Below are 22,891 nucleotides of genomic sequence, written 5' to 3'. Positions count from 1 at the left end.
CCGCTAGGCTCACCCCGTGGCTGAGATCCAGATTCCCGCTGACATGAAGCCCGCCGACGGCCGTTTCGGCTCGGGCCCCTCCAAGGTGCGCACCGAGGCGCTGGACGCCCTCGCCGCGACCGGAACCTCCCTGCTCGGTACGTCCCACCGCCAGGCCCCGGTCAAGAACCTGGTCGGCCGCGTGGTCGAGGGCGTCAAGGACCTCTTCTCCCTCCCCGAGGGGTACGAGGTGGTCATGGGCAACGGCGGCTCCACCGCGTTCTGGGACGTGGCGACGCACGGTCTGATCGACAACAAGTCGCAGCACCTGAGCTTCGGCGAGTTCTCGTCGAAGTTCGCGAAGGCGGCCAAGCTCGCCCCGTGGCTCGCCGAGCCGAGCGTCATCTCCAGTGAGCCGGGCACGCACCCCGAGCCGAGCGCGGAGGCGGGCGTCGACGTCTACGCCTTCACGCAGAACGAGACCTCCACCGGTGTCGCGGCCCCCGTCAAGCGCGTCGAGGGCGCCGACGCCGGTTCGCTCGTCCTGGTGGACGCCACGTCCGCCGCGGGCGGCCTGCCGGTCGACATCACCGAGACCGACGTCTACTACTTCGCCCCGCAGAAGTCCTTCGCGTCCGACGGCGGCCTGTGGATCGCCGTCTTCTCCCCGGCCGCGATCGAGCGGGCCGAGCGCATCCACTCCTCGGGCCGGCACGTGCCGGAGTTCTTCTCGCTGCCGACGGCGATCGACAACTCCCGCAAGAACCAGACGTACAACACCCCGGCGCTCGCCACGTACTTCCTGCTCGCCGAGCAGCTGGACTGGATGAACTCCCAGGGCGGCCTGGAGTTCACCACCGGCCGCACGGCGGCGTCCGCGCGGGCGCTGTACGGCTGGGCGGACGACTCGAAGTACGCGACGCCGTTCGTCACCGACCCGGCGAAGCGCTCGCACGTGGTCGGCACGATCGACTTCGCGGACGAGGTCGACGCCTCCGCGGTCGCCAAGGTGCTGCGCGCCAACGGCATCGTGGACACCGAGCCGTACCGCAAGCTGGGCCGCAACCAGCTGCGCATCGCGATGTACCCGGCGGTCGACCCGGCGGACGTCGAGGCGCTCACGAAGTGCGTCGACTACGTGATCGAGAAGCTCTGACGCTGGTCGCTCAGTTCCCCGCGCCCCTGATGGGGCGCGGGGTCTCTGCGTTTCAGCGGCTCAGTGCCTTGAACCTCCGTACCGCCAGCGGCAGGAAGACCAGCGAGATCGCCAGCGGCCACACCACCGCCATCAGTACGGCGTGCTGCTCCACCCAACTGCTGCCGCCCGCCCCCGGGTTGCCGAAGAGTTCGCGCGCGGCCGTGCCCGTCGACGAGACCGGGTTCCAGGCGGCGACCGGGGCCAGCCAGTCCGGCATCAGGGACGGCGCCACGAAGACGCTGGAGATCATCGTGAGCGGGAAGGCGACCGCGTAGAGCCCGCCGGCCGCCTCGGGCGTCGGCACGACGAGGCCGAGGTAGACGCCCACCCAGATCAGGCTGAACCGCAGGAGCAGCAGCAGCGCGAAGGCGAGGGCGGTGTCGGCGATTCCGGCGCTGGAGCGCCAGCCGATGGCGAGCGCGGTCGCCGCGAGGATGGTCAGCTCCGCGCAGGCCACGACGAGGTCGGTGAGCCCGCGCCCCGAGGCCACCGCCGAGGGGGCCATGGGCATGGAGCGGAAGCGGTCGATGACGCCCTTGGAGGCGTCGGTGACCACGGCCATGGCGGTGTTCATGAAGCCGAAGGCCATGGTCATCACGAACATGCCGGGCATCAGGAACTGCTTGTAGTCGCCGTCGTCGCCACCCCCGGGCACCTTCATCGCCTCGCCGAAGACGAACCCGTACAGGAGTACGGAGATGATCGGGAAGCCCAGTTGCCAGGCGATGGTGACGGGCTGGCGCAGGAAGTGGGTGAGGTAGCGGCGGGTGATGTTCCCGCTGTCGGCGAGGGCCCAGAAGAGGCGTCCGTGCGGGCGCCGCGACGTCCCCGCGGTGAGTGCGGCGCTCATGCCGCGACCTCCTTCTTCTCCGGCTTTCCCGGCTCTCCCGGCTTCCCGGGATCGGTGGTGGCTCCGGCGCCCCCGGCGTCTTCCGGGGGCCGGCCGGTCAGCCGCAGGAAGACGTCGTCCAGGCTCGGCCTGCGCAGGCCGATGTCCTCGACGGCGACCCCCTCGTCCTGGAGGGTGCGCGCCACGTCGGTGAGGGCGCGGACCCGGTCGGTGACGGCGGCCTGCACGCGGCGCTCCACGTCGAGGACGAGCGGTGCGCCCGCGCAGACCCGGCGGACGGCGCGGACGGCCGCCGGCAGGTCCGCCGGTTCGCGCACCACGACGTCGAGGTGGCTGCCGCCGACGGTGTTCTTCAGCCCGTCGGGGGTGTCGTCGGCGATGGCCCGGCCCCGGTCGATGACGGTGACGCGGGAGGCGAGCCGGTCGGCCTCCTCCAGGTACTGCGTGGTCAGCAGCACGGTCGTGCCGCGGGCGACCAGGTCCCGCACGGTGTCCCAGACCTCCAGGCGGCTGCGGGGGTCGAGGCCGGTGGTCGGCTCGTCGAGGAAGAGCACTCCGGGGGCGAGGATCATCGAGGCCGCCAGGTCGAGGCGGCGCCGCATGCCGCCGCTGTACTGGCCCGCGCCCTTCTCCGCCGCGTCCTCCAGGTGGAACTGTTCGAGGAGTTCCCGGGCGCGCAGCGCGGCCCCGCGGGCGCCCAGGTGGAAGAGGCGCCCGAACATCTCCAGGTTCTGCCGGCCGGTGAGGATCTCGTCGACCGCCGCGTACTGCCCGGTCAGTCCGATGCGGGCGCGTACGAGGGCGGGCTCGCGCACCACGTCGGCGCCGGCCACCTCGGCGTGGCCGCCGTCGAGCCGGACGAGGGTGGAGAGAATCCGCACCGCGGTGGTCTTGCCCGCGCCGTTGGGCCCGAGGAGTCCGTGCACCGTGCCCTGCTCGACGCGCAGGTCGAAGCCGTCCAGCGCGTCCTTGTCGCCGTACCGCTTCCGCAGCCCTTCGGCCCGTACCGCGTAGCCGTCGCCGTTCATCGCCCGCCCTCCGGTTCGCTCGTCCCGACTCGCACTGAGTACACCGTACCCGAAAAAGAGTACGGTGTACTCAAAACGTCCGGGTACACCGTACCCAGTCTTCTGGGTACGGCGTACCCGGCCGTCCGACCGGCGATTAAGGTGAGGGCCATGACGAGCACAGGCGGCGGCGACGTCCAGCGCACCGGCAGCGACATCACCCGGAGCCTCGAACTGCTGTGGGGCGACGGTGAACGCCCCACGCGCGGGCCGAAGCCGGCGCTGACCCTGGACCGGATCGTCACCGAGGCGGTGCGCCTCGCCGACGCCGAGGGGCTCGCGGCGGTCTCCATGCGCCGCCTCTCCACGGAACTCGGCACCGGCACGATGTCCCTGTACCGCTACGTCCCCGGCAAGGGCGACCTGCTCGACCTGATGCTGGACCGCGTGTACGCCCCGCCGGAGGAAGAGGAGCCCTGGTCCGGCGGCTGGCGCGAGGCCGTCGAGGCGTACGCCCGCGAGACCCTGGTCCTGTACCGCCGCCACCCCTGGCTGCTCCACGTCAACCAGGCCCGCCCGGTGCTCGGCCCCGGCGCGGTCGGCGGCCTGGACAGGACCCTCACCCGCATCGCGCCGATGGGCCTGACCGACCCCGAGCTGATCGGCGTCATCGTCGCCGTGGAGGGGTACGTCACCGGGGTCGCCCGCACCCAGGTGCACGAGGTGGAGGCCGTGAAGAAGAGCGGCCTGAGCGACGAGGCGTTCTGGGAGGCGCAGCAGCCGACCCTGGAGCGGATCATGATGAGCGGCAGGTACCCGGCGCTCGCGGGCCTCTCCGAGGACGCCTTCGGCTCGGACTTCGACCACTTCGAGTTCGGGCTCCAGCGGCTGCTCGACGGCCTCGACGTACTGGTGGCCCGCCGCGAGGCGGAGGCCGGGGCCTGACCCCGGCGGCCCCCTCTCGGCCCTACTTGCCCCGCGTGCCCGGGCCCCGCCGCGAGAGACGCTTCAGACCGAGGAAGGCGAGCAGCACGGCCCCGAGGACGACGGCCCCGGTCTTGACGCCGCCGTCCACGCCGCCGCCGTCGCCCCCCGATGCCGGACCCGAGCCGGAGCCGGAGGAGTCGGAGCCGCCGCCCTTCCCCTTCACCTCCACGGGCGTGACCGCGCTCCGCGCGCCCTCGGTGCCGTACATCAGGGTCGTGCCGTCCGGGGTGTACGTGACGGACTCGCCCTGCCGCTGGATCGGCACGCTCAGCCGCCCCTCCCGCTCGGGCTTCTCCCCCGCCCCCTTCCACGTGTACGAGACTCCGCCGAAGTAGCCGCGCAGGGCGAGCTGCTTCCCGTCGGGCGAGAAGGCGCCGTCCGTGACCCACAGGTCGGTGGCGGCGACGCGCTTGAAGACGTTGGTGCCGGAGGCGGACATCCGGGCGGGCCCCTCATAGAGGCTGCCGCCCTCCTCCTTCTTGTCCGCGATGTAGATCCGCCCGGTCTTCGGGTGCACCATCAGCGCCTCCGCGTCCCGCGCCCCGTCGGCGTACTTCACGACGTACTGCGTGGCGCGGACGGTCTGGTCCTTGAGCTCCTTCGGCTCGGGCAGCCGGTAGATCCACACGTTCGACCACGTGCCGCCGAGGTTGTCGCCGATGTCACCGACGTACAGGTTGCCGTCGCTGCCCACAGAGATGGCCTCCACGTCGCGCGGCTTGCCCACCCCGGTCATGGTGACGGTGGCGACGGTCTTCCCGGTCTTCGCGTCGACGGCGTACAGGTAGGCGCCCTTGTCCTGGTCGTTGTGCGTCCAGTAGACGCCCGGGTGGGCGCGGGAGGCGGCGAGGCCGCTGGACTCGACGATCCTCGGGTCCTCCATGGTGAACCCGTCGTGCCCGTCGTCGGCCGCGGCGGGCGCCGCCACGGCGAAGGACAGCACGGCGGCGACGGCGAGGACGGACGGAACCGGAACAGCCCTGAGCGAACGCATGGGCCCAAGCGTGCCATCCGCGCCCCTGCCGGTGCGTGCTCAGCCCCACATCGCAGACGCCCCGCCCGATCCGCCAGAATGAGCGGATGCTCAGGTTCATGTTCGTCGGCGACTCGATGACCATCGGAAGCGCCGGGGAACACACCTGGCGCCACCGGATGTGGCGGCACCTGCGCGCCGCCCTCGGCGACGACGGCTTCGCCGTGGCCGGCCCGCGCACCGCCCTGTACGACAAGGCGGCGGGCGAGCCCGTGTCGTTCGACTACGCCGACCCCGACCCCGCGTTCCCCCGCAACCACCTTGCGGGCTGGGGCGAGGGCTGGCTGCACATGGCGCCCGCGATCACCGGCGCGCTCACGGACGACCCGGCGGACGTCCTGCTCGTCTCCCTCGGCCTGATCGACCTGGGCTTCTACACGAACGCCGACCAGACGGCGGCGAACGTCCGCGCCTTCGTCGCGGGGGCGCGCACGGCGAACCCCCGTATCCGCATGGTCCTGCTCCCGGTCATCCCCAACATCCGCGCCGAGTCGGACGCGCCCTTCGCGGCGGAGGTGGCCCGCTTCAACGAACTCCTCGCGAAGACGGTGGCGGACCTGGACACGGCGGCCTCCCCGCTCCTCCTGGCCTCGCCCCCGCCGTCGTACGACATCCACACCGACACGTACGACGGCACGCACCCGAACGCGAGCGGCGAACACAAGCTGGCGGACGCCTTCGCCCGGGCGCTGGCGCAGGGTTGGGGGCTCGGCGGGCTGGATCACCGTGCCACGCGTCTCGTCACGTCGTGAAGCAACTGCCCCTCGACGAAAGGGGCTTCCGCCGTCGGCAGCGACCTCCAGTCCAGCGGCCAGGTCCAGCCGTCGAGCGCGGGTACGCCGACGTAGGCGAAACCCGCCGAGGACCGCCCCAGGGGGCGCGCTCCGGCCGGCCAGCCGTACGACTTCGCGGTTCCCGGCGGGAGCAGGAAGTAGAAGTAGCGCGCGCCGGTCGCTTCGCGGATGACGGGCCCCACGTGGAACTCCGTGAGCTGCGTCAGGTCGTACATGATCCGCTCGCCGGGCGGGCCGTCGACGCGTACGGCGTCGAAGTGGATCCCGGCGTGGCGCAGCGCGTGCCCCGACGCCGGGATCCAGTCGTGCACCCTGAGCGGTGAGGTTTCCCAGTTCATGCGCCACATGCTTACGGACGGTCACATACTGTGACCAGCGTCTCGCGGGAGCGGTGCGGGGCTGTGCACTTGGGGAGGTCGTTGTGCACCAGGGTGAGCGGGGCTCGGAGACGTTCGGCGCGCTGTTGCGGTTCTACCGCGAGCGGGCCGGGATCACACAGGAGGCGCTGGGCACGCATGTCCAGTACTCCAAGTCGCAGATGGCGATGGTGGAACGGGGCGAGCGGGCGCCCCGGGGCAGGTTGGCCGAGCTGGCGGATCAGTTCCTTGGTGCACAGGGTGCACTGGTGCTGCTCGCGGAGAAGGAGTTCGGCCACCGGGTGCTTCCGGCGTGGACGGAGGATTACCTGGCCGAGGAACGGAAAGCGGTCGGTATCCACGCCTATCAAACGCTGGTAATTCCTGGGTCACTTCAGACTGCGGCGTACGCACGCGCGGTCTACAACAGCAACTGCTACCCCTCACTGGATGACGACGAGGTGGAGGCGCGAGTCGCGGCCAGGCTGGAGCGAGGGGAGATGTTTCACCGCAAACCTCCGCCGAGCATCAGTTACGTGCTGGAGCAGAGCCTGCTGACCCGCCCCCTCGGCGGACCCCCGGTCCTGAAGGAACAGCTACGCCACCTTCTCGAACTCGGTCGGCTTCGGCATGTCGAACTTCAGGTCATGCCACATGGCCGCCATGTGCACGCAGGGCTCACCGGCCCAATGATCCTGCTGGACACAGACATGCGCCGTCAGCTCGCCTACGTCGAAGCGCCGAGCGGGGGCTACTTCGTCACCGAACAGCCGGCACTGAGCAACCTGTTCGGGAAATATGGCATTCTGCGCGCACAGGCGCTGACGCCCGAGGAGTCGGCGACGCTGATCGAGAAGGGGGCGCGGGACCTATGAGTGCAAACTACCTCTGGCGCAGGAGCAGTTACAGCAGCGGTGAAGGCGAATGCGTCGAGGTAGCGCTGCCCTGGACGAAGTCCAGCCACAGCGGTGATCAGGGCGGCGAGTGCGTCGAGGTGGCGCACACCCCCGCCACCATCCACATCCGCGACTCCAAGAACCCCGAAGGCCCCGCCCTCCGCGTCGCCCCGTCCGCCTGGACGGAGTTCCTGACGCACGCCACCACCCCGTAACGCCGTCACGCCGCGCGTGTGAGCCGGTTCGCGAGGGTGGACATCGTGTACGTGCCGATGCCGAGGACGACTTCGAGCGCGTTCCGCTCGGTGTAGCCGTGGGCGAGGAACGCCTTGACGCCGTCGTCGTCGACACCGCCCGCCGTCGCGAGAACGGCCAGCGTGAAGACCCGTACCGCTTCGAGGCGCTCGTCGGGTACGGGGCGCTGCTCGCGCAGGGCGGCGACGACCGCGCCGTCCGCGCCCAGCTTGCGCAGCTTCCCCGTGTGCAGGGCCACGCAGACGTGGCAGTCGTTGCGTACGGCCACGGTCATGATGACCGTCTCGCGGGCCACCGGCTCCAGCGTGGTGCGCTCGAAGGCGGCGCTCATGTCCAGGAAGCCGTTGAGCAGTTCGGGCGACTCAGCGAGGCGGGCGACGGCGTCCGGGAGCTGGCCGAAGGCCTTGGTCACCCGCTCCATGGCGGGACGGGACTCAGTGGGTGCGGTCTCGACGATGTGGGTGGTGAACATGCGGTGGTGACCCCCTACGATCGACAACATGGTTGACGGTACGGAAAAGGTAAACCAGGTTGACGATTCGGGCAAGGGGATGGCTCCCGAGGCGGTGACGGACGCGCCGGCGGCGGACGCGCCCGGATACGAGCTGCCCCTGCTCCTCTTCGCGGGGTTCCGCACGCTGATCGACCGCCTGCACGCGGAACTCGCCCGGCAGGGGCACCCCGACGTCCGCCCCGCGCACGGCTTCGCGATGCAGGCCATCGGGGTCCGGGGCGCCACGGCCAGCGAGATCGGCAGGCGTCTCGGCGTCAGCAAGCAGGCGGCGGGCAAGACCGTCGACCGCCTCATCGCCCTCGGCTACGCCCACCGCACCGACGACCCGGCGGACGCCCGCCGCAAGCTGATCCGCCTGACCCCGCACGGCACCGACGCGCTGCGCCGCTCGGCGGCGGTCTTCGACGAACTGCGGGCGGAGTGGGCGGCATCCGCGGGCACGGACCGCCTCCGGGACCTGGAGGCGACCCTCCGCACGGTCGTACCGCCGGACGCGTTCCGCCTCGACGCGGCGGGGTGGCTGGGCGGGCCGTGACGTCGTCGCCGTGCGTATCGTTGTACCGCGCGGCCGCACTCGACCGGGGTGGGCCGGGGAGGAGCGCCACGATGACCGTCGTAGATGTGATGACCGACAGGATCGAAATGGCCGACGACGACGCCGAGTGGAGCTTGGACGACTGGTTCGAGCTGATCGAGCGGATGGTCCCCGAGGGAGTCAAGGCAGAGGTCGTCGAGGGAGCCGTCGTTATGGTGCCGCAGCGGAATGTGCACTGGCAGATTATTCGGCGGGTCCTGTATGCGCTGGATGACAGGTACAGCCGGGATGTGCACGCGATGACGGACGTGCGTATCGATTTCCCCGGCCACCAGAACGGCTTCTGTCCGGACATGGCGAAACTTCGTGACGGAGCCAAGCCGAACGAAGAAGGTCGCTGGCGCCACGAGGACGTCGAGTTCGTCGCCGAGGTCATCTCACGGGGGACCGGCCTGAACGACTACGGGCCGAAGAAGGCCGCGTATGCGGAGGCCGGTGTTCCCGTATACCTCGTCGTCGATCCGTACCAAGGCCGCTGCCTCGTCTTCACCGATCCCAAGGAAGGCGTGTACCGCACCGAGTCGAGGACCGACTTCGGTGAAGACGTCGACATGACCGGTACCGCCATCGACCTCGTCCTCAAGACCGACACCTTCCCCCGCGGCTGACACGTGGCCCCCTTGCCTGGAGCCCGCTCCAAGGCGTTGGCTGGGGCCCCATGAGGTATACGCAGCTGGGACGCACGGGGCTCAGGGTCAGCCGGCTCACGCTCGGGACCATGAACTTCGGGCCGTTCACCAACGAACCCGACAGCCACTCACTCATGGACGCCGCGCTCGACGCGGGCGTCAACTACTTCGACACCGCCAACACCTACGGGCAGGGCGCCGGCAAGGGCCGCACCGAGGAGATCATCGGGACCTGGTTCACGCAGGGCGGCGAGCGGCGCGACAAGGTCGTGCTGGCCACCAAGGTGTACGGGCCCATGGGCCCCCAGGGCGAAGAGGTCTGGCCCAACCACGACCGGCTCTCCGCGCTGAACATCCGCCGCGCCGTCGAGGCGAGCCTGCGCCGCCTCCAGACGGACTACATCGACATCTACCAGTTCCACCACATCGACCGGAACACCCCGTTCGAGGAGATCTGGCAGGCCGTCGACGTACTCGTCCAGCAGGGCAAGATCCTCTACGCGGGGTCGAGCAACTTCCCCGGCTACAAGATCGCCCAGGCCAACGAGACCGCCGCCCGGCGCGGCAGTCTCGGCCTGGTCAGCGAGCAGTGCCTGTACAACCTCGCCGCGCGCAGGGCCGAGGAGGAGGTCATCCCGGCGTCGCGGGAGTACGGGCTCGGCGTCATCCCCTGGTCACCGCTGCACGGCGGCCTGCTCGGCGGCGTCCTGAAGAAGGAGAGCACCGAGGGCACCCGGCGCACCGGCGGCCGTGCCGCGGCCGAGCTGGCCAGGCCGGAGGTCCGCGCGCAGGTCCAGGCGTACGAGGACCTGCTCGACAAGCACGGCCTCGAACCGGGCGAGGTCGCGCTCGCCTGGCTGCTCACGCGGCCCGGCGTCACCGGACCGATCGTCGGCCCGCGCACCACCGACCAGCTCGCCTCCGCGCTGCGCGCCGTCGAGCTGGAACTGCCGCGGGAGCTGCTCGACGCGCTGGACGAGATCTTCCCGGGGCCGGGGCCCTCGCCGGAGTCCTTCGCCTGGTAGTCCCGGACCGCCGACGAGGTGCGTCAGCCGAGGTATGGGCGTCGCGTGGCGTCAGCCGCGGTGCGGGCGTCGCTCGGCGTCAGCCGCCCGCCGCGGCCGCCACCGCCACCACGACGAACATCAGCACGAGCACACCGGCCATGATCCGGTTCCTGGTCTTGGGGTCCACACCGTCGAGGTTATCCGGCCGCGCCCGGCTCCCGGGAGCCGCCTCCCCGCGAGGCGGTCCCGCCCCCGAGCGGCCAACGCCCCAGGGCCTCGTACCGGGGCCGCTCCCCCGGCACCCCACTCCTCGGCAGCTCGCTGCGGACCAGCGTCAGCTCCCGTACGGTCCAGGGGGCGCCCCGGAAGCCGTCGAGCGCGTCGGCGTACGGGCCGAGCCCCGTCCCGCCCCGGCCGCGCGCCAGCGTCAGGTGCGGGCGGTAGGCCCGGTGCTCCTCCACCGCCAGGCCCGCCCTGCGCGCCGCGGCCTCCGTGCGGCGGGCGAGGAGCCGCAGCTCGGGGACGCCTCCTGCCGCGCCCGCCCACAGCGCACGGTCGCCGAAGTGACCGCCGCCGCGCAGGGCCAGGGAGAAGGGCGGCGTGCGGTGCGCGGCACGTTCGAGGCGGGCGGTGAGGCCGGGGACGGCCGCCCCGTCCACCTCCCCCAGGAACGCCAGCGTGAAGTGCCAGCTCTCGCGGGCCGTCCACCGCAGTTCCCCGGAGCCCGGCAGCTCACGCAGCGAGGCGACCGCGGAGGCCAGTTCGGCGGCCACGGCTTCCGGCGGAACGACCGCGACGAAGAGTCTCATGCGGGAAATTCTCCCTGGCCCCCTGCCGCGCGCGCCGCCTAACCTCCGTCCATGAACGACACGAGACCGCCGTCCATGAACGACACGAGACCCCCGGCCGGGAGCGAGCCGAGATCTCCGGCCGCGCACGGCACGGGCACCGAACCGCTGAGGATCAGGCCCGGCACCGCCGACGACGCCCCCGCCGTTCTCGGCCTCTTCGACCGGGCCGTGGAGTGGCTCGTCGCGCGGGGTCGTACGGGGCAGTGGGGCACGAAGCCCTGGTCGGAGAACCCGAAGGCCGTGGCGCTCGTCGAGCGGTACCTGACCTCGGGCGAACCCTGGGTCGCGGAGATCGGCGGCGTGGTGGCGGGCACGGTCACGCTCACCGACGGGCCGGGAGCGAACATCCCCGAGGCCGGCGAGCCCGAGCGCTACGTCCACCTGCTCGTCGCCGACCACCGGTTCGCGGGCCGCGGCGTGGGCCGCGCCCTGCTCGCGCACACCGCCGACGAGACCCGGCGGCAGGGGATGCCGCTGCTCCGGGTCGACTGCTACGCGGGCGGCCACCGCAAGCTCGTCGCGTACTACGAGAGCAACGGCTTCACCGCCACCGAGTCCTTCACAGGACCCGACGGCAGCTGGCCCGGCCAGATCCTGGAGATGCGGGTCTGACCGGGGCACCCCGGGCTCTCACGCCGCGGCGGCCAGCTCCCGCTCCCGCGGAACGAACTGCACGTGCTGCCGGCCGCGGCGCAGGTCCACCTTGAGGCGCAGGTTGGCGGCGCGCGCCAGCATCAGGCCCACGCCGGCCGCGGCGAGCGCGCAGACCAGGCCGCCGGCGGCCATGCTGATCCGGACGCCGTAGGCGTCGGCGAGCCAGCCGAAGAGCGGGCCGCCGAGCGGTGTGCCGCCGGTGAAGACCATCATGAACAGCGACATCACGCGGCCCCGCATCTCGGGGTCGGTGGCCATCTGGACCGAGGAGTTGGCGGTGACGTTCACCGTCAGGCCCAGGATGCCGATCGGGACGATCAGCGCCACGAACATCCACAGCTCGGGCGCGAACGCGGCCACGATCTGCAGCACGCCGAAGGCGATGGCCGCCCCGGCGAGCAGGCGGAGGCGCGAGGTGCCGCGCCGGGCCGCGAGCAGCGCGCCGGCGAGGGAGCCGATGGCCATCAGGGTGTTGAAGATGCCGTACATCCCCACGCCGCCGTGGAAGATGTCGTCCGCGAAGGCGCTCAGCCAGATCGGGAAGTTGAAGCCGAAGGTGCCGATGAAGCCGACGAGGACGATCGGCCAGATCAGCTCGGGGTGCTTGGAGACGTAGTTCAGGCCCTCCCGCAGCTGTCCCTTGCCGCGCGGCGCGCGCGGGGTGGGGTGCAGTTCGGCGGTGCGCATGAGGAGCAGACCGGTGAGCGGGGCGAGGAAGGAGAGGCCGTTGGCGAGGAAGGCCCAGCCGGGGCCGACGGCGGCGGTCAGGGCGCTCGCCACGGCGGGGCCGATGAGCCGCGCCGACTGGAAGTTCGCCGAGTTCAGCGAGACGGCGTTGCGGACCTGGTCGGGACCCACCATCTCGGACACGAAGGACTGCCGCGTCGGGTTGTCGACGACGGTGACGAGGCCGGTGAAGAAGGCCGCGAGGTAGACGTGCCAGACCTGGACGTGGCCCGTGAGCGTGAGCGCGGCGAGGAAGAGCCCGCTGATGCTCATGGCGCCCTGGGTGCAGAAGAGCAGGCTCCGCTTGGCGAAGCGGTCGGCGATCACACCGCCGTACAGGCCGAAGAGCAGCATCGGCAGGAACTGCATGGCCGTGGTGATGCCGACGGCCGCGGACGATCCGGTGAGGCTCAGGACCAGCCAGTCCTGGGTGATGCGGGCCATCCAGGTGCCGGTGTTGGACACGACGGCGCCGGTGGCGAAGAGCCGGTAGTTGCGGATCTTCAGCGAGCTGAACATCGACGACTTGGCGGGGCGGACGGTCTTGTCGAGGGTGGTCGGTGCGGGGGCGGAGTCTGCTCCGGATCCCGTACTCAAAGTGGGTTCGCCTCCTTGGCGTACGACGGTGCCGCGCGGTCTGCGGCGCACCGGGTCCTCGCGGGCCCGGTGGACCGGCGGCTCACCGGGCGGGCCGGTGGTTCACGGGCGGTGGCTCACAGGTGCGCGAGCTTCTCCAGGACGGGGGCGGCGGCACGCAGGCGCGCCCACTCGTCCTCGTCCAGGTGCTCGGTGAGGGCCGCCAGCCAGGCGTTGCGCTTGCGGCGGCTCTCTTCGAGCATGGCCTCGGCGGTCTCCGTCTGGGTGACCACCTTCTGGCGGCGGTCCTCGGGGTGCGGTTCGAGACGGACCAGGCCCTTGGCTTCGAGCAGCGCCACGATGCGGGTCATCGACGGCGGCTGTACGTGCTCCTTGCGGGCGAGCTCGCCCGGGGTGGCACTGCCGCAGCGGGCGAGGGTGCCGAGCACCGACATCTCGGTGGGGCTCAGCGACTCGTCGACGCGCTGGTGCTTGAGTCGACGGGACAGGCGCATCACGGCGGAGCGCAGGGCGTTCACGGCGGCGGCGTCGTCACCATGGGTTAGGTCCGGCATGTTTGTTAGCGTAACTCATTACCCAAGCTAAGTACCACTCGGTTCCCAGTGAGGAGCACACGAAACCGCTCCTTCACCCGAACGAGTGAGGTGGACGCTAAAAGTGACGCAGAACACGCCGGCCGCCGTGAACGCTGTCCTGCATGGCATCCACGGTGCTCAGCGTGCGCATGGACAGCGATCTGCACGACCGGCTCCGCGAACACGCGGCGAAACGCGGAATGAGCGTCCAGGACTATGTGGTCCGGACGCTCATTCGGGACGACTTCGACGAACGCTTCGCGACGTCCGTCGAGGAGACCGAGAGGTTCTACGGGGCCGTCTGACACCCGGGGGCGGGCGTGCGGGCGACTAGGTCAGGTTCAGCGCCGGCATCAGGTAGTAGAAGGCGAAGACCGCCGACACCGCGTACATCGCCACCGGCACCTCGCGTGCGCGTCCGGCCGCGAGCCGCAGCACGGTGAAGGTGATGAAGCCCATGCCGATGCCGTTGGTGATGGAGTACGTGAACGGCATCATCAGCATCGTCACGAACGCGGGGACGGCGATCGTGTAGTCCGCCCAGTCGATCTCCCGGATGGACCCGGACAGGATCAGGAAGCCGACCGCGAGCAGCGCGGGCGTGGCCGCCTGGGACGGGACCATCGTGGCGAGCGGGGTGAGGAAGAGCGCCACGGCGAAGAGCCCGCCGGTGACGACGTTCGCGAAGCCCGTGCGCGCGCCCTCGCCGACGCCCGCCGTGGACTCCACGAAGCAGGTGGTGGCGGAGGCCGAGGAGGCGCCGCCCGCGGCGACGGCGATGCCGTCGACGAAGAGCACCTTGTTGATGCCGGGCATGTTGCCGTTGGCGTCGGTCAGCTTGGCCTCGTCGCCGATGCCCATGATCGTGCCCATGGCGTCGAAGAAGCACGAGAGCAGCACGGTGAAGACGAAGAGGACGCCGGTCAGGACGCCGACCTTCTCGAAGCCGCCGAAGAGGCTGATCTGGCCGACGAGCCCGAAGTCGGGCGTCGAGACGGGGTTGCCGGGCCACTCCGGGCTGGTCAGGCCCCACACCTCGGGCTTCAGCCCGGCGACCGAGTGGATGACCATCGCGACGACCGTCATGACGACGATGCTGAGGAGGATCGCGCCCGGCACCTTGCGCACGAGCAGCGCGAGGGTGAGCAGCACGCCGAGCACGAAGACCAGGACGGGCCAGCCGTTGAGGTGGCCGTCGCCGCCGAGCTGGAGCGGGACCGTGGTCTGCGCGGCGTCCGGCATGCGCGAGACGAAGCCGGAGTCGACGAGGCCGATCATCATGATGAAGAGGCCGATGCCGATCGCGATGCCCTTGCGCAGGCCGAGCGGTACGGCGCTCATCACGCGCTCCCGCAGGCCGGTCGCGACGAGCAGCATCACGACGAAGCCGGCGAGGACGACCATGCCCATGGCGTCGGGCCAGGACATGCGCGGGGCGAGCTGCAGGGCGACGACGGTGTTGACGCCGAGGCCCGCGGCGAGCGCGATGGGGACGTTGCCGATGACACCCATGAGCAGGGTGGTGAAGGCGGCGGTGAGGACGGTCGCGGTGACCAGCTGCTTGTTGTCCAGCTGGTGCCCGTACATGTCCTTGGCGCCGCCCAGGATGATCGGGTTCAGCACGACGATGTAGGCCATCGCGAAGAAGGTGGCGAAGCCGCCGCGAACTTCCCTGGCCAGGGTCGAGCCGCGCTCCGAGATCTTGAAGAAGGCGTCGAGGCCGTTGTGCGGGGCTTTCGGCGGCTCTTTGCGGGCATCGACCGGGGCGCTGGCCGAGGAAGACATGGGGAACCTCATGACCTGTGATGAAGTGAAGAAGGGTGTGCCGAGCTTGAAGGAACTCGAACCTTCAGTACATTCGTACGAAAGCAATCGGCCATTAATGAGCCGTTTCAGTATGAATACATGAAGCCGAAATCGCTATCTCCGCGCGTAGACCCTTGCGTGGCAACGGGTGTACGGGGCTGGGGCCCCGCCTCGTAAGGTGTACGCATGGCGAAGTGGACCCCTAAGCACGAGGCGCCGGAGCCCCTTGAGGGCCCCGTGGTCGCCACCATCACGGGCGGCACGATCCTCTGGTTCGTCCTCTTCCTGGCGCAGCTCCCCTTCTACGGCTGGTTCGACGACCGCGACGCCACCTGGTGGGTGTGGACCTGCCTGGCCGGCGGCGGCCTCGGCCTCATCGGCATCTGGTACGTCCGCGGACGCGACGCCGCGATCAAGCGGGCGAAGACCGCCCGGCCCCGGTAGTCCGTACGACCACGGGGGACGGGAGAGGGCCGCGCGGGTCCTACCGTGGTCGGATCTTTCCGGCACTCGGGGGGTGAACGCCCACGGCGGCACTTACCGTCGAAGGCATGACGCATATCGACGCGGGCGCCGAGCTCGACCCCGTCCACCCGGTGCCTCCCCCGGTGAGCCGGGCCACCGGCCTGACCGCCGCCGAGGTCGCCGAACGGGTCGAGCGCGGCGAGGTCAACGACGTACCGGTACGCAGCTCCCGCTCCCTCGGCGAGATCATCCGGGCCAACGTCTTCACCCGCTTCAACGCGATCATCGGTGTGCTCTGGGTGATCATGCTCTTCGTGGCGCCCATCCAGGACAGCCTCTTCGGCTTCGTGATCGTCGCCAACACCGCCATCGGCATCATCCAGGAGTGGCGCGCCAAGAAGACCCTGGACAGTCTCGCGGTCCTCGGCGAGGCCAAGCCGACCGTGCGGCGCGACGGCCGGGCGACGGAGGTCTCCACCTCCGAGATCGTCCTCGGCGACCTGGTGGAGCTGGGCCCCGGCGACAAGATCATGGTCGACGGCGAGACCGTCGAGGCCGACAGCCTGGAGGTCGACGAATCACTCCTGACCGGCGAGGCCGACCCGGTCGTCAAGAAGCCGGGCGACAAGATGATGTCCGGTTCGTTCGTCGTCGCGGGCGGCGGCGCCTTCACCGCCACCAAGGTCGGCCGCGAGGCGTACGCGGCACAGCTCGCCGAGGAGGCGTCCCGCTTCACCCTCGTCCACTCCGAGCTGCGCTCCGGCATCTCCACGATCCTCAAGTACGTGACGTGGCTGATGGTGCCGACCTCCATCGGCCTCGTCATCTCCCAGCTCGTCGTCAAGAACGACGACTTCAGCGAGTCCGTCGCCTACACCGTCGGCGGCATCGTCCCGATGATCCCCGAGGGCCTGGTCCTGCTGACCTCCGTGGCCTTCGCGATCGGCGTCATCCGGCTCGGCAGGAAGCAGTGCCTCGTCCAGGAGCTCCCGGCGATCGAGGGCCTGGCCCGCGTCGACACCGTCTGCCTGGACAAGACCGGCACCCTCACCGAGGGCGGCATGGACGTCACCGAGCTGCGCCCGCTGAACGACGCCGACGAGAACCACATACGGGAGGTCCTCGGCGCGCTCGGCGAGTCCGACCCCCGGCCGAACGCCTCGCTCCAGGCCATCCTCGACGCCTACGCGGCACGCGCGGACTGGCGCTGCACGCAGTCCATGCCGTTCTCCTCCGCCCGCAAGTACAGCGGCGCCGCGTTCAGCGAGGGCGACGGCTCCACCTCCGTCTGGCTCCTCGGCGCGCCCGACGTCCTGCTGCCCGAGGACGACCCCGTCCTCACCGAGGTCGAGGAGCTCAACGAGCAGGGCCTGCGCGTGCTGCTCCTCGCCCGCGCCTCCGGTGGCCTCGACGACTCCGACGTCGCCGCGGGGGCGCACGCCACCGCGCTCGTCGTCCTGGAGCAGCGGCTGCGCCCGGACGCCGCCGACACCCTGCGCTACTTCGAGGAGCAGGACGTCCGCGCCAAGGTCATCTCCGGCGACAACGCCGTCTCGGTGGGCGCGGTCGCCGCCAAGCTCGGGCTGCCGGGCGCCGAGAACACCGTGGACGCCCGCAAGCTGCCCGCCGAGCGCGACGACATGGCGGAGGCCCTGGACGGCCACGCCGTCTTCGGCCGCGTCACCCCGCAGCAGAAGCGCGACATGGTGGGCGCCCTCCAGTCGCGCGGCCACACCGTCGCGATGACGGGCGACGGCGTCAACGACGTCCTCGCCCTGAAGGACGCCGACATCGGCGTCTCGATGGGCTCGGGCTCGGAGGCCACGCGGGCGGTCGCCCAGATCGTGCTCCTGAACAACAGCTTCGCGACACTGCCCTCCGTCGTCGCCGAGGGTCGCCGCGTCATCGGCAACATCACGCGCGTCGCCACGCTGTTCCTGGTCAAGACCGTCTACTCGGTGATCATCGCGCTGCTCGTGGTCTGCGCGCAGGTGGAGTACATCTTCCTGCCCCGCCACCTGACGCTCCTGTCGACCCTCACGATCGGCGTCCCGGCCTTCTTCCTCGCCCTCGCCCCGAACAAGGAGCGGGCGAAGCCGCACTTCGTGCGCAGGGTCATGCGGTACGCGATCCCGGGCGGCGTCATCGCGGGCATCGCCACCTTCGTGACGTACCTGCTCGCCATGCACCACTACGAGGGCGCGGGCGCGCGGGAAGCCGAGACCAGCGCGGCCACCCTGGCGCTGTTCCTGATCGCCATGTGGGTGCTCGCGATCATCGCCCGCCCCTACACGTGGTGGCGGCTCGGCCTGATCGGCGCGATGGGTCTCGGCTTCCTGCTCGTGCTGACCGTGCCCTGGCTCCAGGAGTTCTTCCAGCTGAAGCTGGTGGGCACGGTGATGCCGTGGGCGGCGGTCGCGATCGCGGCGGTGGCCTCACTGGCCGTCGAGGTCATCTACCGCTGGGTGGACCGCCGCGTGCCGGCGTAGCCGGTCCCGCGGGGCTGCTACTGGACGTCGACGAAGTCGCTCTTCGACGTCACGGACGGGGTGGTGGAGGTGCCCGCGAAGACGTAGCGGAAGTAGCCGTCGGCGGACGCCTTCACCGTGGTCTTCAGGTTGCCCTTGGAGTCGGACTTCACGGTCTTCAGGGTGGTGTAGCTGCTGGCACCCTTCTTCTTGTACTGGAGCTTCACGTCCTGCTGGGTGTAGCCCGCGTACTTCGAGGTGTACCAGTTGGCGCGGGTCAGCGCGCCGGACACGGTGAGGGTCTTGCCCTTCTTGATGGGCTCGGGGGAGGCGTTGGTGGTGAGGCGGGCGTAGCGCTGGATGCGGGCGTTGGAGGAGAAGTTGTCCTCCTGGTAGTAGTCGCCGTCGTTGCCGATCGCGGAGACCGCGACCTTCCACTTGCCGGCCAGGACGTTGTCGTAGAGGTCGAGCTTCGGGTCGACGACGACGGAGACCGTGCAGGTGGCGGTGGTCGTGTTCACGGTCGTGCACGTCTCGTCGGGGTCCTCCGAGAAGAGGAGGCCGTCGATGTCGTTGTCGATGTCGCTGCCGTGCCAGAGGAAGGCGTCGCCCTGGTAGATGCCCTCCGCGTCGGTCGCGGTGATGGCGATGTCGAACTTCACCTTGTTGGTGGTGCCGACGACGATGTCCTTGCCCTTGTTGACGACGACCTTCGTGATCTTCGTGTCGCCTTCGGATTCGTCGGCCGCCGCCTTGGCGATGGCGGTCTCGCGCTGCGTCAGGTTCGGACCGTCGGCCGCCTGCGCGGCCGGGACGGCGAGTGCGGAAAGGGCCAGGGTGCCGGACAGTGCGGCCACGGTGGCACGAATACGCATGTGTTTCCCCAGGTGGAGAAGGGGCTCCCCGCGGTGCGTGACGCCTTCACGCGGGAGCCCGGTGATCTAGGAGTCTGTTGACTCGCAAGATCAGACTCGCGATGCGCGTCAGTGGTTGTATGAAGAGTTAAGAAAATGTGCCCGGCTTGTGGAGGCCGAAGTTCCGCCCCGGTGGACGGGGGGCGGAACCCGTCGGAAGCGCCCCCGCGTCAGTCGAACCAGCGGTCCCGTGCCAACTCCGCCGTCCGCGAGGGATCTTCGAGCAGCGCCGCCACCTCGAAGCGGCGCGGCCACTGGCCCGCGGCCCAGGCGAGCCCCGCGGCGACGCCCTCCAGGGTGGCCGCGTGGACGGTGCCGTCGGGGGTGCGGCGCCAGTCGAGGTCGACGCCGCCCGCGGTCAGCTCCTCGTACTCGGTGTACGTCTTCGGGGTCGCGGGGCCCAGCAGGGTCCGTACCGGCGCGGGCACCTCGTGCTCGGTGCCCTCGCCCACGGGCTCCACGGCCGCCGTCTCGCTCAGGCGGCGCACCTGGAACAGCTCCGCGAGGTCCGCGGCCCTGCGGGGCGTCACGGGCAGCAGCGGTACGCCGGCGGCGAGCGGCAGCAGGTCGGGGGCGTCGGCGACCACCGCGTCCGCCGCGTCGACCACCACGACCTCGCCGTCCACCACCGCGCGCAGCTCGTCGGGGAGCGTCACCTGCTCGGGGTCCAGGTCCGCCAGGGCCCCGTACAGGGCGTGCAGCTGACCGGCGGTGACGGGGCGGTCGGGGTCCGCGAGCCGGTCGAGGAGTTCGGCGGCGCCGCCCGGCTCGTCCAGGAGGGCGGCCACGGACGTACGGACGCCGAGCGCCCGCAGCACCTGCTCGTCGCCGAAGCCGGTGGCGTCCGCCGCGTCGTACAGGCCCGCGAGGAGCGGATCACCGCCCTCCGCGCGCAGTCCCGCGGGCCTGCGGCCGTCGAGGACGGGATGCCCGCGCAGCCACCAGGCCGTGTACGAGCGGACGGTCTCCGTCGTCCCGTCCGGCAGCAGCACCCGCAGCGGCTGCGTCAGGGCGTCCCGCAGCGGCGGCTGCGAGAGCATCGCGAGGGCCTGCGGCCAGCGGTCGTCGTCGACGAGGTCGAGGTCGCGTACGGCGACGATCTCGGTGGCGACGGGCGGTACGGGCGTGTCGGGGAGCCGGTCGAGCACGTCCTCGCACCACACGTCGACGGCGTCGAGGAGTCCGGCGTCGTCGGGCTCGGGGAAGTCGCTGTCGCGGGGTTCGAGTTCGTCCGGGTCGAGGACGACGTCGCCGGCCCGCACCAGCGCGAACGTGGCGAGCACCCCGCAGCCGGTCAGCGGCTGCTCACCCCAGCGCTCGGCGGTCTCCGCGTCCACGAGGCCGAGTTCGTCCTCGCGCATGACCTGCGCGAAGGCGCTGCCGGGCAGGACGAGTTCACCCGCGGGGGCGAGTTCGCCGTCCTCGTCGGGCAGGGCGAGGGCGGCGAGCCACGGCTCGTCGCCCGGCGCGAGGTGCGCGTCCCGCACCAGGGTGAGCACGACCTCCGCCAGCTCCTCCGCGTCCAGGGCCTCCTCGTCCCACGTGTCGTCGTCGAGGGAGGCGGCCACCGCCGCGCGCACCTGCGGGGTCGTCAGGACCGCGCGGGGCGTGGCGGGCAGGGCGCCCAGCTTCTCCAGGAGCGGGTGGACGGCGTCCGGGTGCGCGACCTTCAGGCCGAGCCTGGCCAGCGGCGCCTGGTCGCGCTCATCGCCGGGGGTGGGCAGCAGGACCTGCCGGGGGCCGATCGTCGTCCGGTTGTCGGCCAGCGGCACGGGCAGGCCCGAGAGGCGCTCCGGGTCGACACCGGCCAGGGTATCGTACAGCCGCCGCCACCAGCCGGGCTCCCGCTCAAGACCGGCGAGGCGGTCGACCGCCTCGGTCAGCGGGACCCTGGCGACCCCGAGGGTGCGCAGCTCGGCCCGGCGCTCCAGCCCTGCGGGCAGCAGGCTGGGCAGCACCTCGGCGAGTACGCGTACGGTGTCGGCGCCCGCGCCCTCCACGACCTCCGCGTCACGCGGGCGCAGGGCCTCGGGCAGCTCGTCGTCGTCACCGCGGGGCAGGGCGGGCGGCAGGAAGGCGGTACGCGGCAGCCGCTCCAGGATGCCCTGGCGCAGCGCGCCGTCCAGCTCGCTCCTGCCGAGCGGCCCCGGCACCAGGGAGATGACGCCCTCGCCCACGGGCCGCCAGTCGGCGAGCAGCTCCGCGTACGCGTCCGCCGCGCGCTGCACGAGGAAGTCGGTGAGGGGGCCGGGGGCGGCGTGGCGCCGGGCGGTGTCCAGCGGGAACGAGGCGATGAGCAGGGCCGGTACGCCCAGCGGCTCGTCGCTCGGCGTCGGGGCGTGCACGACCGGCGTGGAGCGGGGGCGCTCGGGGGCGCCGTCGGCGTCGGTGGGGACCGCCCAGGTGACGGACCAGTGCGGGCGCAGCCGCTCCTCCACCGGACGGTCCTTCAGGAGGGCGCCGTCCAGGGGCCCCTGCCGGCTGACGGTGCGCCAGCGGGTCGTGCCCTCGCGGCTGTCCTCGACGACGGTGTACGGGGCCTCGGTGCGGCGGCGCAGGGTGCGCACCGTGCCGTCCGAGGTCTCCACGCGGACCTCGTCCAGGCCCGGCAGGGCGAGCAGCAGGGCGTCGTCGACGCCGTCGAGCAGCCGGGCCACGAGGTCCTCCGCGGCGGCGTCGCGCAGCGGCAGGATGACGACGGTGTCGTACCCCTCGGGCGCGGCGCCCTCGGCGGCCATCGGCAGCCGCAGCAGCGGTACGTGGCCGTCCCTGCGGCGGATCTCGTCGCCGAGTCCCGGGCTGAAGCGGGCGGTCTCCGCGGCCAGCGTCCGCGCCTCGGTGAGGGACCAGCGGACGCCGCCGGTCCGCCCGACGACGGCGGGCTCGTCGCTGACGGCGAGCACGGCGGCGAAGCCCACGCCGAAGCGGCCCACGGTGCTCTGCCGCCGCGCCTCGCTCTCCTCCTCCCGCTTGGCGGACGCGCGGAGGGTGGAGAGGGACTCGACGCCGGCGGCGTCCAGCGGGGCGCCGCTGTTGGCCGCGGCGAGGACTCCGTCACGGAGCGTCAGGGAGAGCCGTCCGGGGACGCCCGCGCGGGCCGCGGCGTCGGCGGCGTTCTGGGCCAGCTCGACGACGAGGCGGTCGCGGTAGCCGCCGAGGGCGAGGTCCTCCTCGGCGTTGGCGTCCTCGCGGAAGCGGGCGGGGGCGGCGGCCCAGGCGTCCAGGACTCCGCGGCGGAGGCGGGCGGTGCCGAAGGGGTCCGTTCCCTCGGCCGCCGGCCACACGTTCTTGCTCACGGTTCGTCCCTCTTCCTTCGCGGGTGCGGCCTGGGGGCCTGCCTCGGGGGGCTTGCCCTTCTGCGGGCGAACGGTACCGGTTCTCGCCGGGGGCGCTTGACCGTGCGGGGCGGTGGCCGGTCCCGCCGGGGGCGCTTGCCCGTGCGGGGCGGGCCCGGTCCCGCCGGGGGTGCTTGCCCGTGCGGGGCGGGCCGGGTCCCGGCGGGGGGCTTGCCCGTGCGGGGGCGGTGGCGGGTCCCGGCGGGGGCGCTTGCCCGTGCGGGGCGGGCCGGGTCCCGGCGGGGGGCTTGCCCGTGCGCGGGCGGTGGCGGGTCCCGGCGGGGGGCTTGCCCGTGCGGGGGCGGTGGCGGGTCCCGGCGGGGGCGCTTGCCCGTGCGGGGCGTGTCGGTCAGGGCCTTTCGCCGCTTCGCGGCGTGTTTCCCACCCACCCGCCCGTTGC

At 71.6% G+C, this 22,891-nt stretch carries 23 protein-coding genes; 12 read left to right on the top strand and 11 right to left on the bottom strand.

What is annotated here, in order from left to right:
* Window positions 1-16: 16 nt before the first annotated feature.
* The gene (gene serC / locus AB0I16_RS04210) at window positions 17-1,135 is read left to right on the top strand and encodes a phosphoserine transaminase (RefSeq protein ID WP_363247771.1); all 1,119 of its coding nucleotides are present in this window, start codon (window positions 17-19) and stop codon (window positions 1,133-1,135) included.
* A 52-nt stretch (window positions 1,136-1,187) separates the two neighbouring features.
* Here serC and AB0I16_RS04205 read toward each other — a convergent pair whose 3' ends face one another.
* Window positions 1,188-2,027 (bottom strand): ABC transporter permease, encoded by an 840-nt coding sequence (locus AB0I16_RS04205; protein WP_363247770.1) that lies wholly within the window; start codon window positions 2,025-2,027, stop codon window positions 1,188-1,190.
* The gene (locus AB0I16_RS04200) at window positions 2,024-3,055 is read right to left on the bottom strand and encodes an ATP-binding cassette domain-containing protein (RefSeq protein ID WP_363247769.1); all 1,032 of its coding nucleotides are present in this window, start codon (window positions 3,053-3,055) and stop codon (window positions 2,024-2,026) included. The genes AB0I16_RS04205 and AB0I16_RS04200 overlap by 4 nt, the downstream gene beginning before the upstream one ends.
* A 150-nt stretch (window positions 3,056-3,205) precedes the next feature.
* Between AB0I16_RS04200 and AB0I16_RS04195 the strand changes: the two genes are divergently transcribed.
* Window positions 3,206-3,979 carry a TetR/AcrR family transcriptional regulator gene (locus AB0I16_RS04195; RefSeq protein ID WP_363247768.1) on the top strand — a complete coding sequence of 258 codons (774 nt, stop codon included), beginning with the start codon at window positions 3,206-3,208 and terminating at the stop codon, window positions 3,977-3,979.
* A 22-nt stretch (window positions 3,980-4,001) separates the two neighbouring features.
* Here AB0I16_RS04195 and AB0I16_RS04190 read toward each other — a convergent pair whose 3' ends face one another.
* Entirely contained in the window at window positions 4,002-5,015 is a 1,014-nt protein-coding gene (locus AB0I16_RS04190) for a WD40 repeat domain-containing protein (protein ID WP_363247767.1), read from the bottom strand.
* A gap of 86 nt (window positions 5,016-5,101) precedes the next feature.
* On the opposite strand from AB0I16_RS04190, the gene AB0I16_RS04185 reads away from it, so the two are divergent.
* Window positions 5,102-5,806 carry an SGNH/GDSL hydrolase family protein gene (locus AB0I16_RS04185; protein ID WP_363247766.1) on the top strand — a complete coding sequence of 235 codons (705 nt, stop codon included), beginning with the start codon at window positions 5,102-5,104 and terminating at the stop codon, window positions 5,804-5,806.
* On the opposite strand, the gene AB0I16_RS04180 is transcribed toward AB0I16_RS04185, so the two are convergent.
* Window positions 5,776-6,186, bottom strand: a complete 411-nt coding sequence (locus AB0I16_RS04180) for a hypothetical protein (protein WP_363247765.1) — start codon at window positions 6,184-6,186, stop codon at window positions 5,776-5,778. The genes AB0I16_RS04185 and AB0I16_RS04180 overlap by 31 nt on opposite strands.
* Before the next feature lie 83 nt (window positions 6,187-6,269).
* On the opposite strand from AB0I16_RS04180, the gene AB0I16_RS04175 reads away from it, so the two are divergent.
* Window positions 6,270-7,079: a helix-turn-helix transcriptional regulator gene (locus tag AB0I16_RS04175; protein WP_363247764.1), complete on the top strand. Its 810-nt coding sequence runs from the start codon at window positions 6,270-6,272 to the stop codon at window positions 7,077-7,079.
* Window positions 7,076-7,315 (top strand): DUF397 domain-containing protein, encoded by a 240-nt coding sequence (locus tag AB0I16_RS04170; protein ID WP_363247763.1) that lies wholly within the window; start codon window positions 7,076-7,078, stop codon window positions 7,313-7,315. The genes AB0I16_RS04175 and AB0I16_RS04170 overlap by 4 nt, the downstream gene beginning before the upstream one ends.
* A 5-nt stretch (window positions 7,316-7,320) precedes the next feature.
* On the opposite strand, the gene AB0I16_RS04165 is transcribed toward AB0I16_RS04170, so the two are convergent.
* The gene (locus AB0I16_RS04165) at window positions 7,321-7,827 is read right to left on the bottom strand and encodes a carboxymuconolactone decarboxylase family protein (protein ID WP_363247761.1); all 507 of its coding nucleotides are present in this window, start codon (window positions 7,825-7,827) and stop codon (window positions 7,321-7,323) included.
* Between the two features lie 28 nt (window positions 7,828-7,855).
* Here AB0I16_RS04165 and AB0I16_RS04160 point away from each other — a divergent pair, with 28 nt between their 5' ends.
* The 3 genes from AB0I16_RS04160 to AB0I16_RS04150 all read left to right on the top strand — a co-directional run bounded on the left by AB0I16_RS04160 (window position 7,856) and on the right by AB0I16_RS04150 (window position 10,118).
* A complete protein-coding gene (locus AB0I16_RS04160) occupies window positions 7,856-8,404 on the top strand; it encodes a MarR family transcriptional regulator (protein WP_363247760.1) in 549 nt (182 codons plus the stop codon).
* Between the two features lie 71 nt (window positions 8,405-8,475).
* Complete coding sequence (locus tag AB0I16_RS04155; RefSeq protein WP_363247759.1) at window positions 8,476-9,072, top strand: Uma2 family endonuclease; 597 nt, start codon at window positions 8,476-8,478, stop codon at window positions 9,070-9,072.
* Between the two features lie 50 nt (window positions 9,073-9,122).
* On the top strand, window positions 9,123-10,118 hold the full coding sequence (locus tag AB0I16_RS04150; protein ID WP_363247758.1) for an aldo/keto reductase: 996 nt from the start codon (window positions 9,123-9,125) through the stop codon (window positions 10,116-10,118).
* A 179-nt stretch (window positions 10,119-10,297) separates the two neighbouring features.
* On the opposite strand, the gene thpR is transcribed toward AB0I16_RS04150, so the two are convergent.
* Window positions 10,298-10,909 (bottom strand): RNA 2',3'-cyclic phosphodiesterase, encoded by a 612-nt coding sequence (gene thpR / locus AB0I16_RS04145; RefSeq protein ID WP_363247757.1) that lies wholly within the window; start codon window positions 10,907-10,909, stop codon window positions 10,298-10,300.
* Between the two features lie 51 nt (window positions 10,910-10,960).
* Here thpR and AB0I16_RS04140 point away from each other — a divergent pair, with 51 nt between their 5' ends.
* A complete protein-coding gene (locus AB0I16_RS04140) occupies window positions 10,961-11,563 on the top strand; it encodes a GNAT family N-acetyltransferase (protein WP_363247756.1) in 603 nt (200 codons plus the stop codon).
* Window positions 11,564-11,581: 18 nt separating this feature from the next.
* On the opposite strand, the gene AB0I16_RS04135 is transcribed toward AB0I16_RS04140, so the two are convergent.
* Window positions 11,582-12,928: an MFS transporter gene (locus AB0I16_RS04135; RefSeq protein ID WP_363247755.1), complete on the bottom strand. Its 1,347-nt coding sequence runs from the start codon at window positions 12,926-12,928 to the stop codon at window positions 11,582-11,584.
* A gap of 116 nt (window positions 12,929-13,044) precedes the next feature.
* Complete coding sequence (locus tag AB0I16_RS04130; protein WP_363247754.1) at window positions 13,045-13,482, bottom strand: MarR family transcriptional regulator; 438 nt, start codon at window positions 13,480-13,482, stop codon at window positions 13,045-13,047.
* Window positions 13,483-13,625: 143 nt separating this feature from the next.
* On the opposite strand from AB0I16_RS04130, the gene AB0I16_RS04125 reads away from it, so the two are divergent.
* A complete protein-coding gene (locus AB0I16_RS04125) occupies window positions 13,626-13,808 on the top strand; it encodes a toxin-antitoxin system HicB family antitoxin (protein WP_363247753.1) in 183 nt (60 codons plus the stop codon).
* A 25-nt stretch (window positions 13,809-13,833) separates the two neighbouring features.
* Here AB0I16_RS04125 and AB0I16_RS04120 read toward each other — a convergent pair whose 3' ends face one another.
* Complete coding sequence (locus tag AB0I16_RS04120) at window positions 13,834-15,288, bottom strand: NCS2 family permease (RefSeq protein ID WP_363247751.1); 1,455 nt, start codon at window positions 15,286-15,288, stop codon at window positions 13,834-13,836.
* Window positions 15,289-15,495: 207 nt separating this feature from the next.
* Between AB0I16_RS04120 and AB0I16_RS04115 the strand changes: the two genes are divergently transcribed.
* Together AB0I16_RS04115 and AB0I16_RS04110 are read left to right on the top strand one after the other, a co-directional pair.
* Entirely contained in the window at window positions 15,496-15,753 is a 258-nt protein-coding gene (locus AB0I16_RS04115) for a DUF2530 domain-containing protein (RefSeq protein ID WP_363247750.1), read from the top strand.
* Between the two features lie 107 nt (window positions 15,754-15,860).
* Window positions 15,861-18,263 carry an HAD-IC family P-type ATPase gene (locus tag AB0I16_RS04110; protein ID WP_363247749.1) on the top strand — a complete coding sequence of 801 codons (2,403 nt, stop codon included), beginning with the start codon at window positions 15,861-15,863 and terminating at the stop codon, window positions 18,261-18,263.
* 17 nt (window positions 18,264-18,280) lie between these two features.
* On the opposite strand, the gene AB0I16_RS04105 is transcribed toward AB0I16_RS04110, so the two are convergent.
* Both AB0I16_RS04105 and AB0I16_RS04100 read right to left on the bottom strand, forming a co-directional pair.
* A complete protein-coding gene (locus AB0I16_RS04105; RefSeq protein ID WP_363247748.1) occupies window positions 18,281-19,117 on the bottom strand; it encodes a calcium-binding protein in 837 nt (278 codons plus the stop codon).
* Window positions 19,118-19,326: 209 nt separating this feature from the next.
* Window positions 19,327-22,452, bottom strand: a complete 3,126-nt coding sequence (locus AB0I16_RS04100; RefSeq protein WP_363247747.1) for a molecular chaperone Hsp90 — start codon at window positions 22,450-22,452, stop codon at window positions 19,327-19,329.
* Between the last annotated feature and the right edge of the window lie 439 nt (window positions 22,453-22,891).

Origin of the sequence: Streptomyces sp. NPDC050703 (assembly GCF_040654435.1) — a bacterium.
GTDB lineage: Bacteria > Actinomycetota > Actinomycetes > Streptomycetales > Streptomycetaceae > Streptomyces.
Note: the sequence above shows the minus strand (reverse complement) of the source record. Positions and strands in the feature narration are given on the sequence as shown.

Coding starts and splice junctions, on each gene's coding strand:
- AB0I16_RS04170 (WP_363247763.1), top strand. CDS start 7,076: ATGAGTGCAAACTACCTCTGGCGCAGGAGCAGTTACAGCAGCGGTGAA.
- thpR (WP_363247757.1), bottom strand. CDS start 10,909: ATGAGACTCTTCGTCGCGGTCGTTCCGCCGGAAGCCGTGGCCGCCGAA.
- AB0I16_RS04115 (WP_363247750.1), top strand. CDS start 15,496: ATGGCGAAGTGGACCCCTAAGCACGAGGCGCCGGAGCCCCTTGAGGGC.
- AB0I16_RS04180 (WP_363247765.1), bottom strand. CDS start 6,186: ATGAACTGGGAAACCTCACCGCTCAGGGTGCACGACTGGATCCCGGCG.
- AB0I16_RS04125 (WP_363247753.1), top strand. CDS start 13,626: ATGGCATCCACGGTGCTCAGCGTGCGCATGGACAGCGATCTGCACGAC.
- AB0I16_RS04195 (WP_363247768.1), top strand. CDS start 3,206: ATGACGAGCACAGGCGGCGGCGACGTCCAGCGCACCGGCAGCGACATC.
- AB0I16_RS04155 (WP_363247759.1), top strand. CDS start 8,476: ATGACCGTCGTAGATGTGATGACCGACAGGATCGAAATGGCCGACGAC.
- AB0I16_RS04165 (WP_363247761.1), bottom strand. CDS start 7,827: ATGTTCACCACCCACATCGTCGAGACCGCACCCACTGAGTCCCGTCCC.
- AB0I16_RS04205 (WP_363247770.1), bottom strand. CDS start 2,027: ATGAGCGCCGCACTCACCGCGGGGACGTCGCGGCGCCCGCACGGACGC.
- AB0I16_RS04120 (WP_363247751.1), bottom strand. CDS start 15,288: ATGTCTTCCTCGGCCAGCGCCCCGGTCGATGCCCGCAAAGAGCCGCCG.
- AB0I16_RS04200 (WP_363247769.1), bottom strand. CDS start 3,055: ATGAACGGCGACGGCTACGCGGTACGGGCCGAAGGGCTGCGGAAGCGG.
- AB0I16_RS04105 (WP_363247748.1), bottom strand. CDS start 19,117: ATGCGTATTCGTGCCACCGTGGCCGCACTGTCCGGCACCCTGGCCCTT.
- AB0I16_RS04150 (WP_363247758.1), top strand. CDS start 9,123: ATGAGGTATACGCAGCTGGGACGCACGGGGCTCAGGGTCAGCCGGCTC.
- AB0I16_RS04130 (WP_363247754.1), bottom strand. CDS start 13,482: ATGCCGGACCTAACCCATGGTGACGACGCCGCCGCCGTGAACGCCCTG.
- AB0I16_RS04190 (WP_363247767.1), bottom strand. CDS start 5,015: ATGCGTTCGCTCAGGGCTGTTCCGGTTCCGTCCGTCCTCGCCGTCGCC.
- AB0I16_RS04110 (WP_363247749.1), top strand. CDS start 15,861: ATGACGCATATCGACGCGGGCGCCGAGCTCGACCCCGTCCACCCGGTG.
- AB0I16_RS04185 (WP_363247766.1), top strand. CDS start 5,102: ATGCTCAGGTTCATGTTCGTCGGCGACTCGATGACCATCGGAAGCGCC.
- AB0I16_RS04160 (WP_363247760.1), top strand. CDS start 7,856: ATGGTTGACGGTACGGAAAAGGTAAACCAGGTTGACGATTCGGGCAAG.
- AB0I16_RS04140 (WP_363247756.1), top strand. CDS start 10,961: ATGAACGACACGAGACCGCCGTCCATGAACGACACGAGACCCCCGGCC.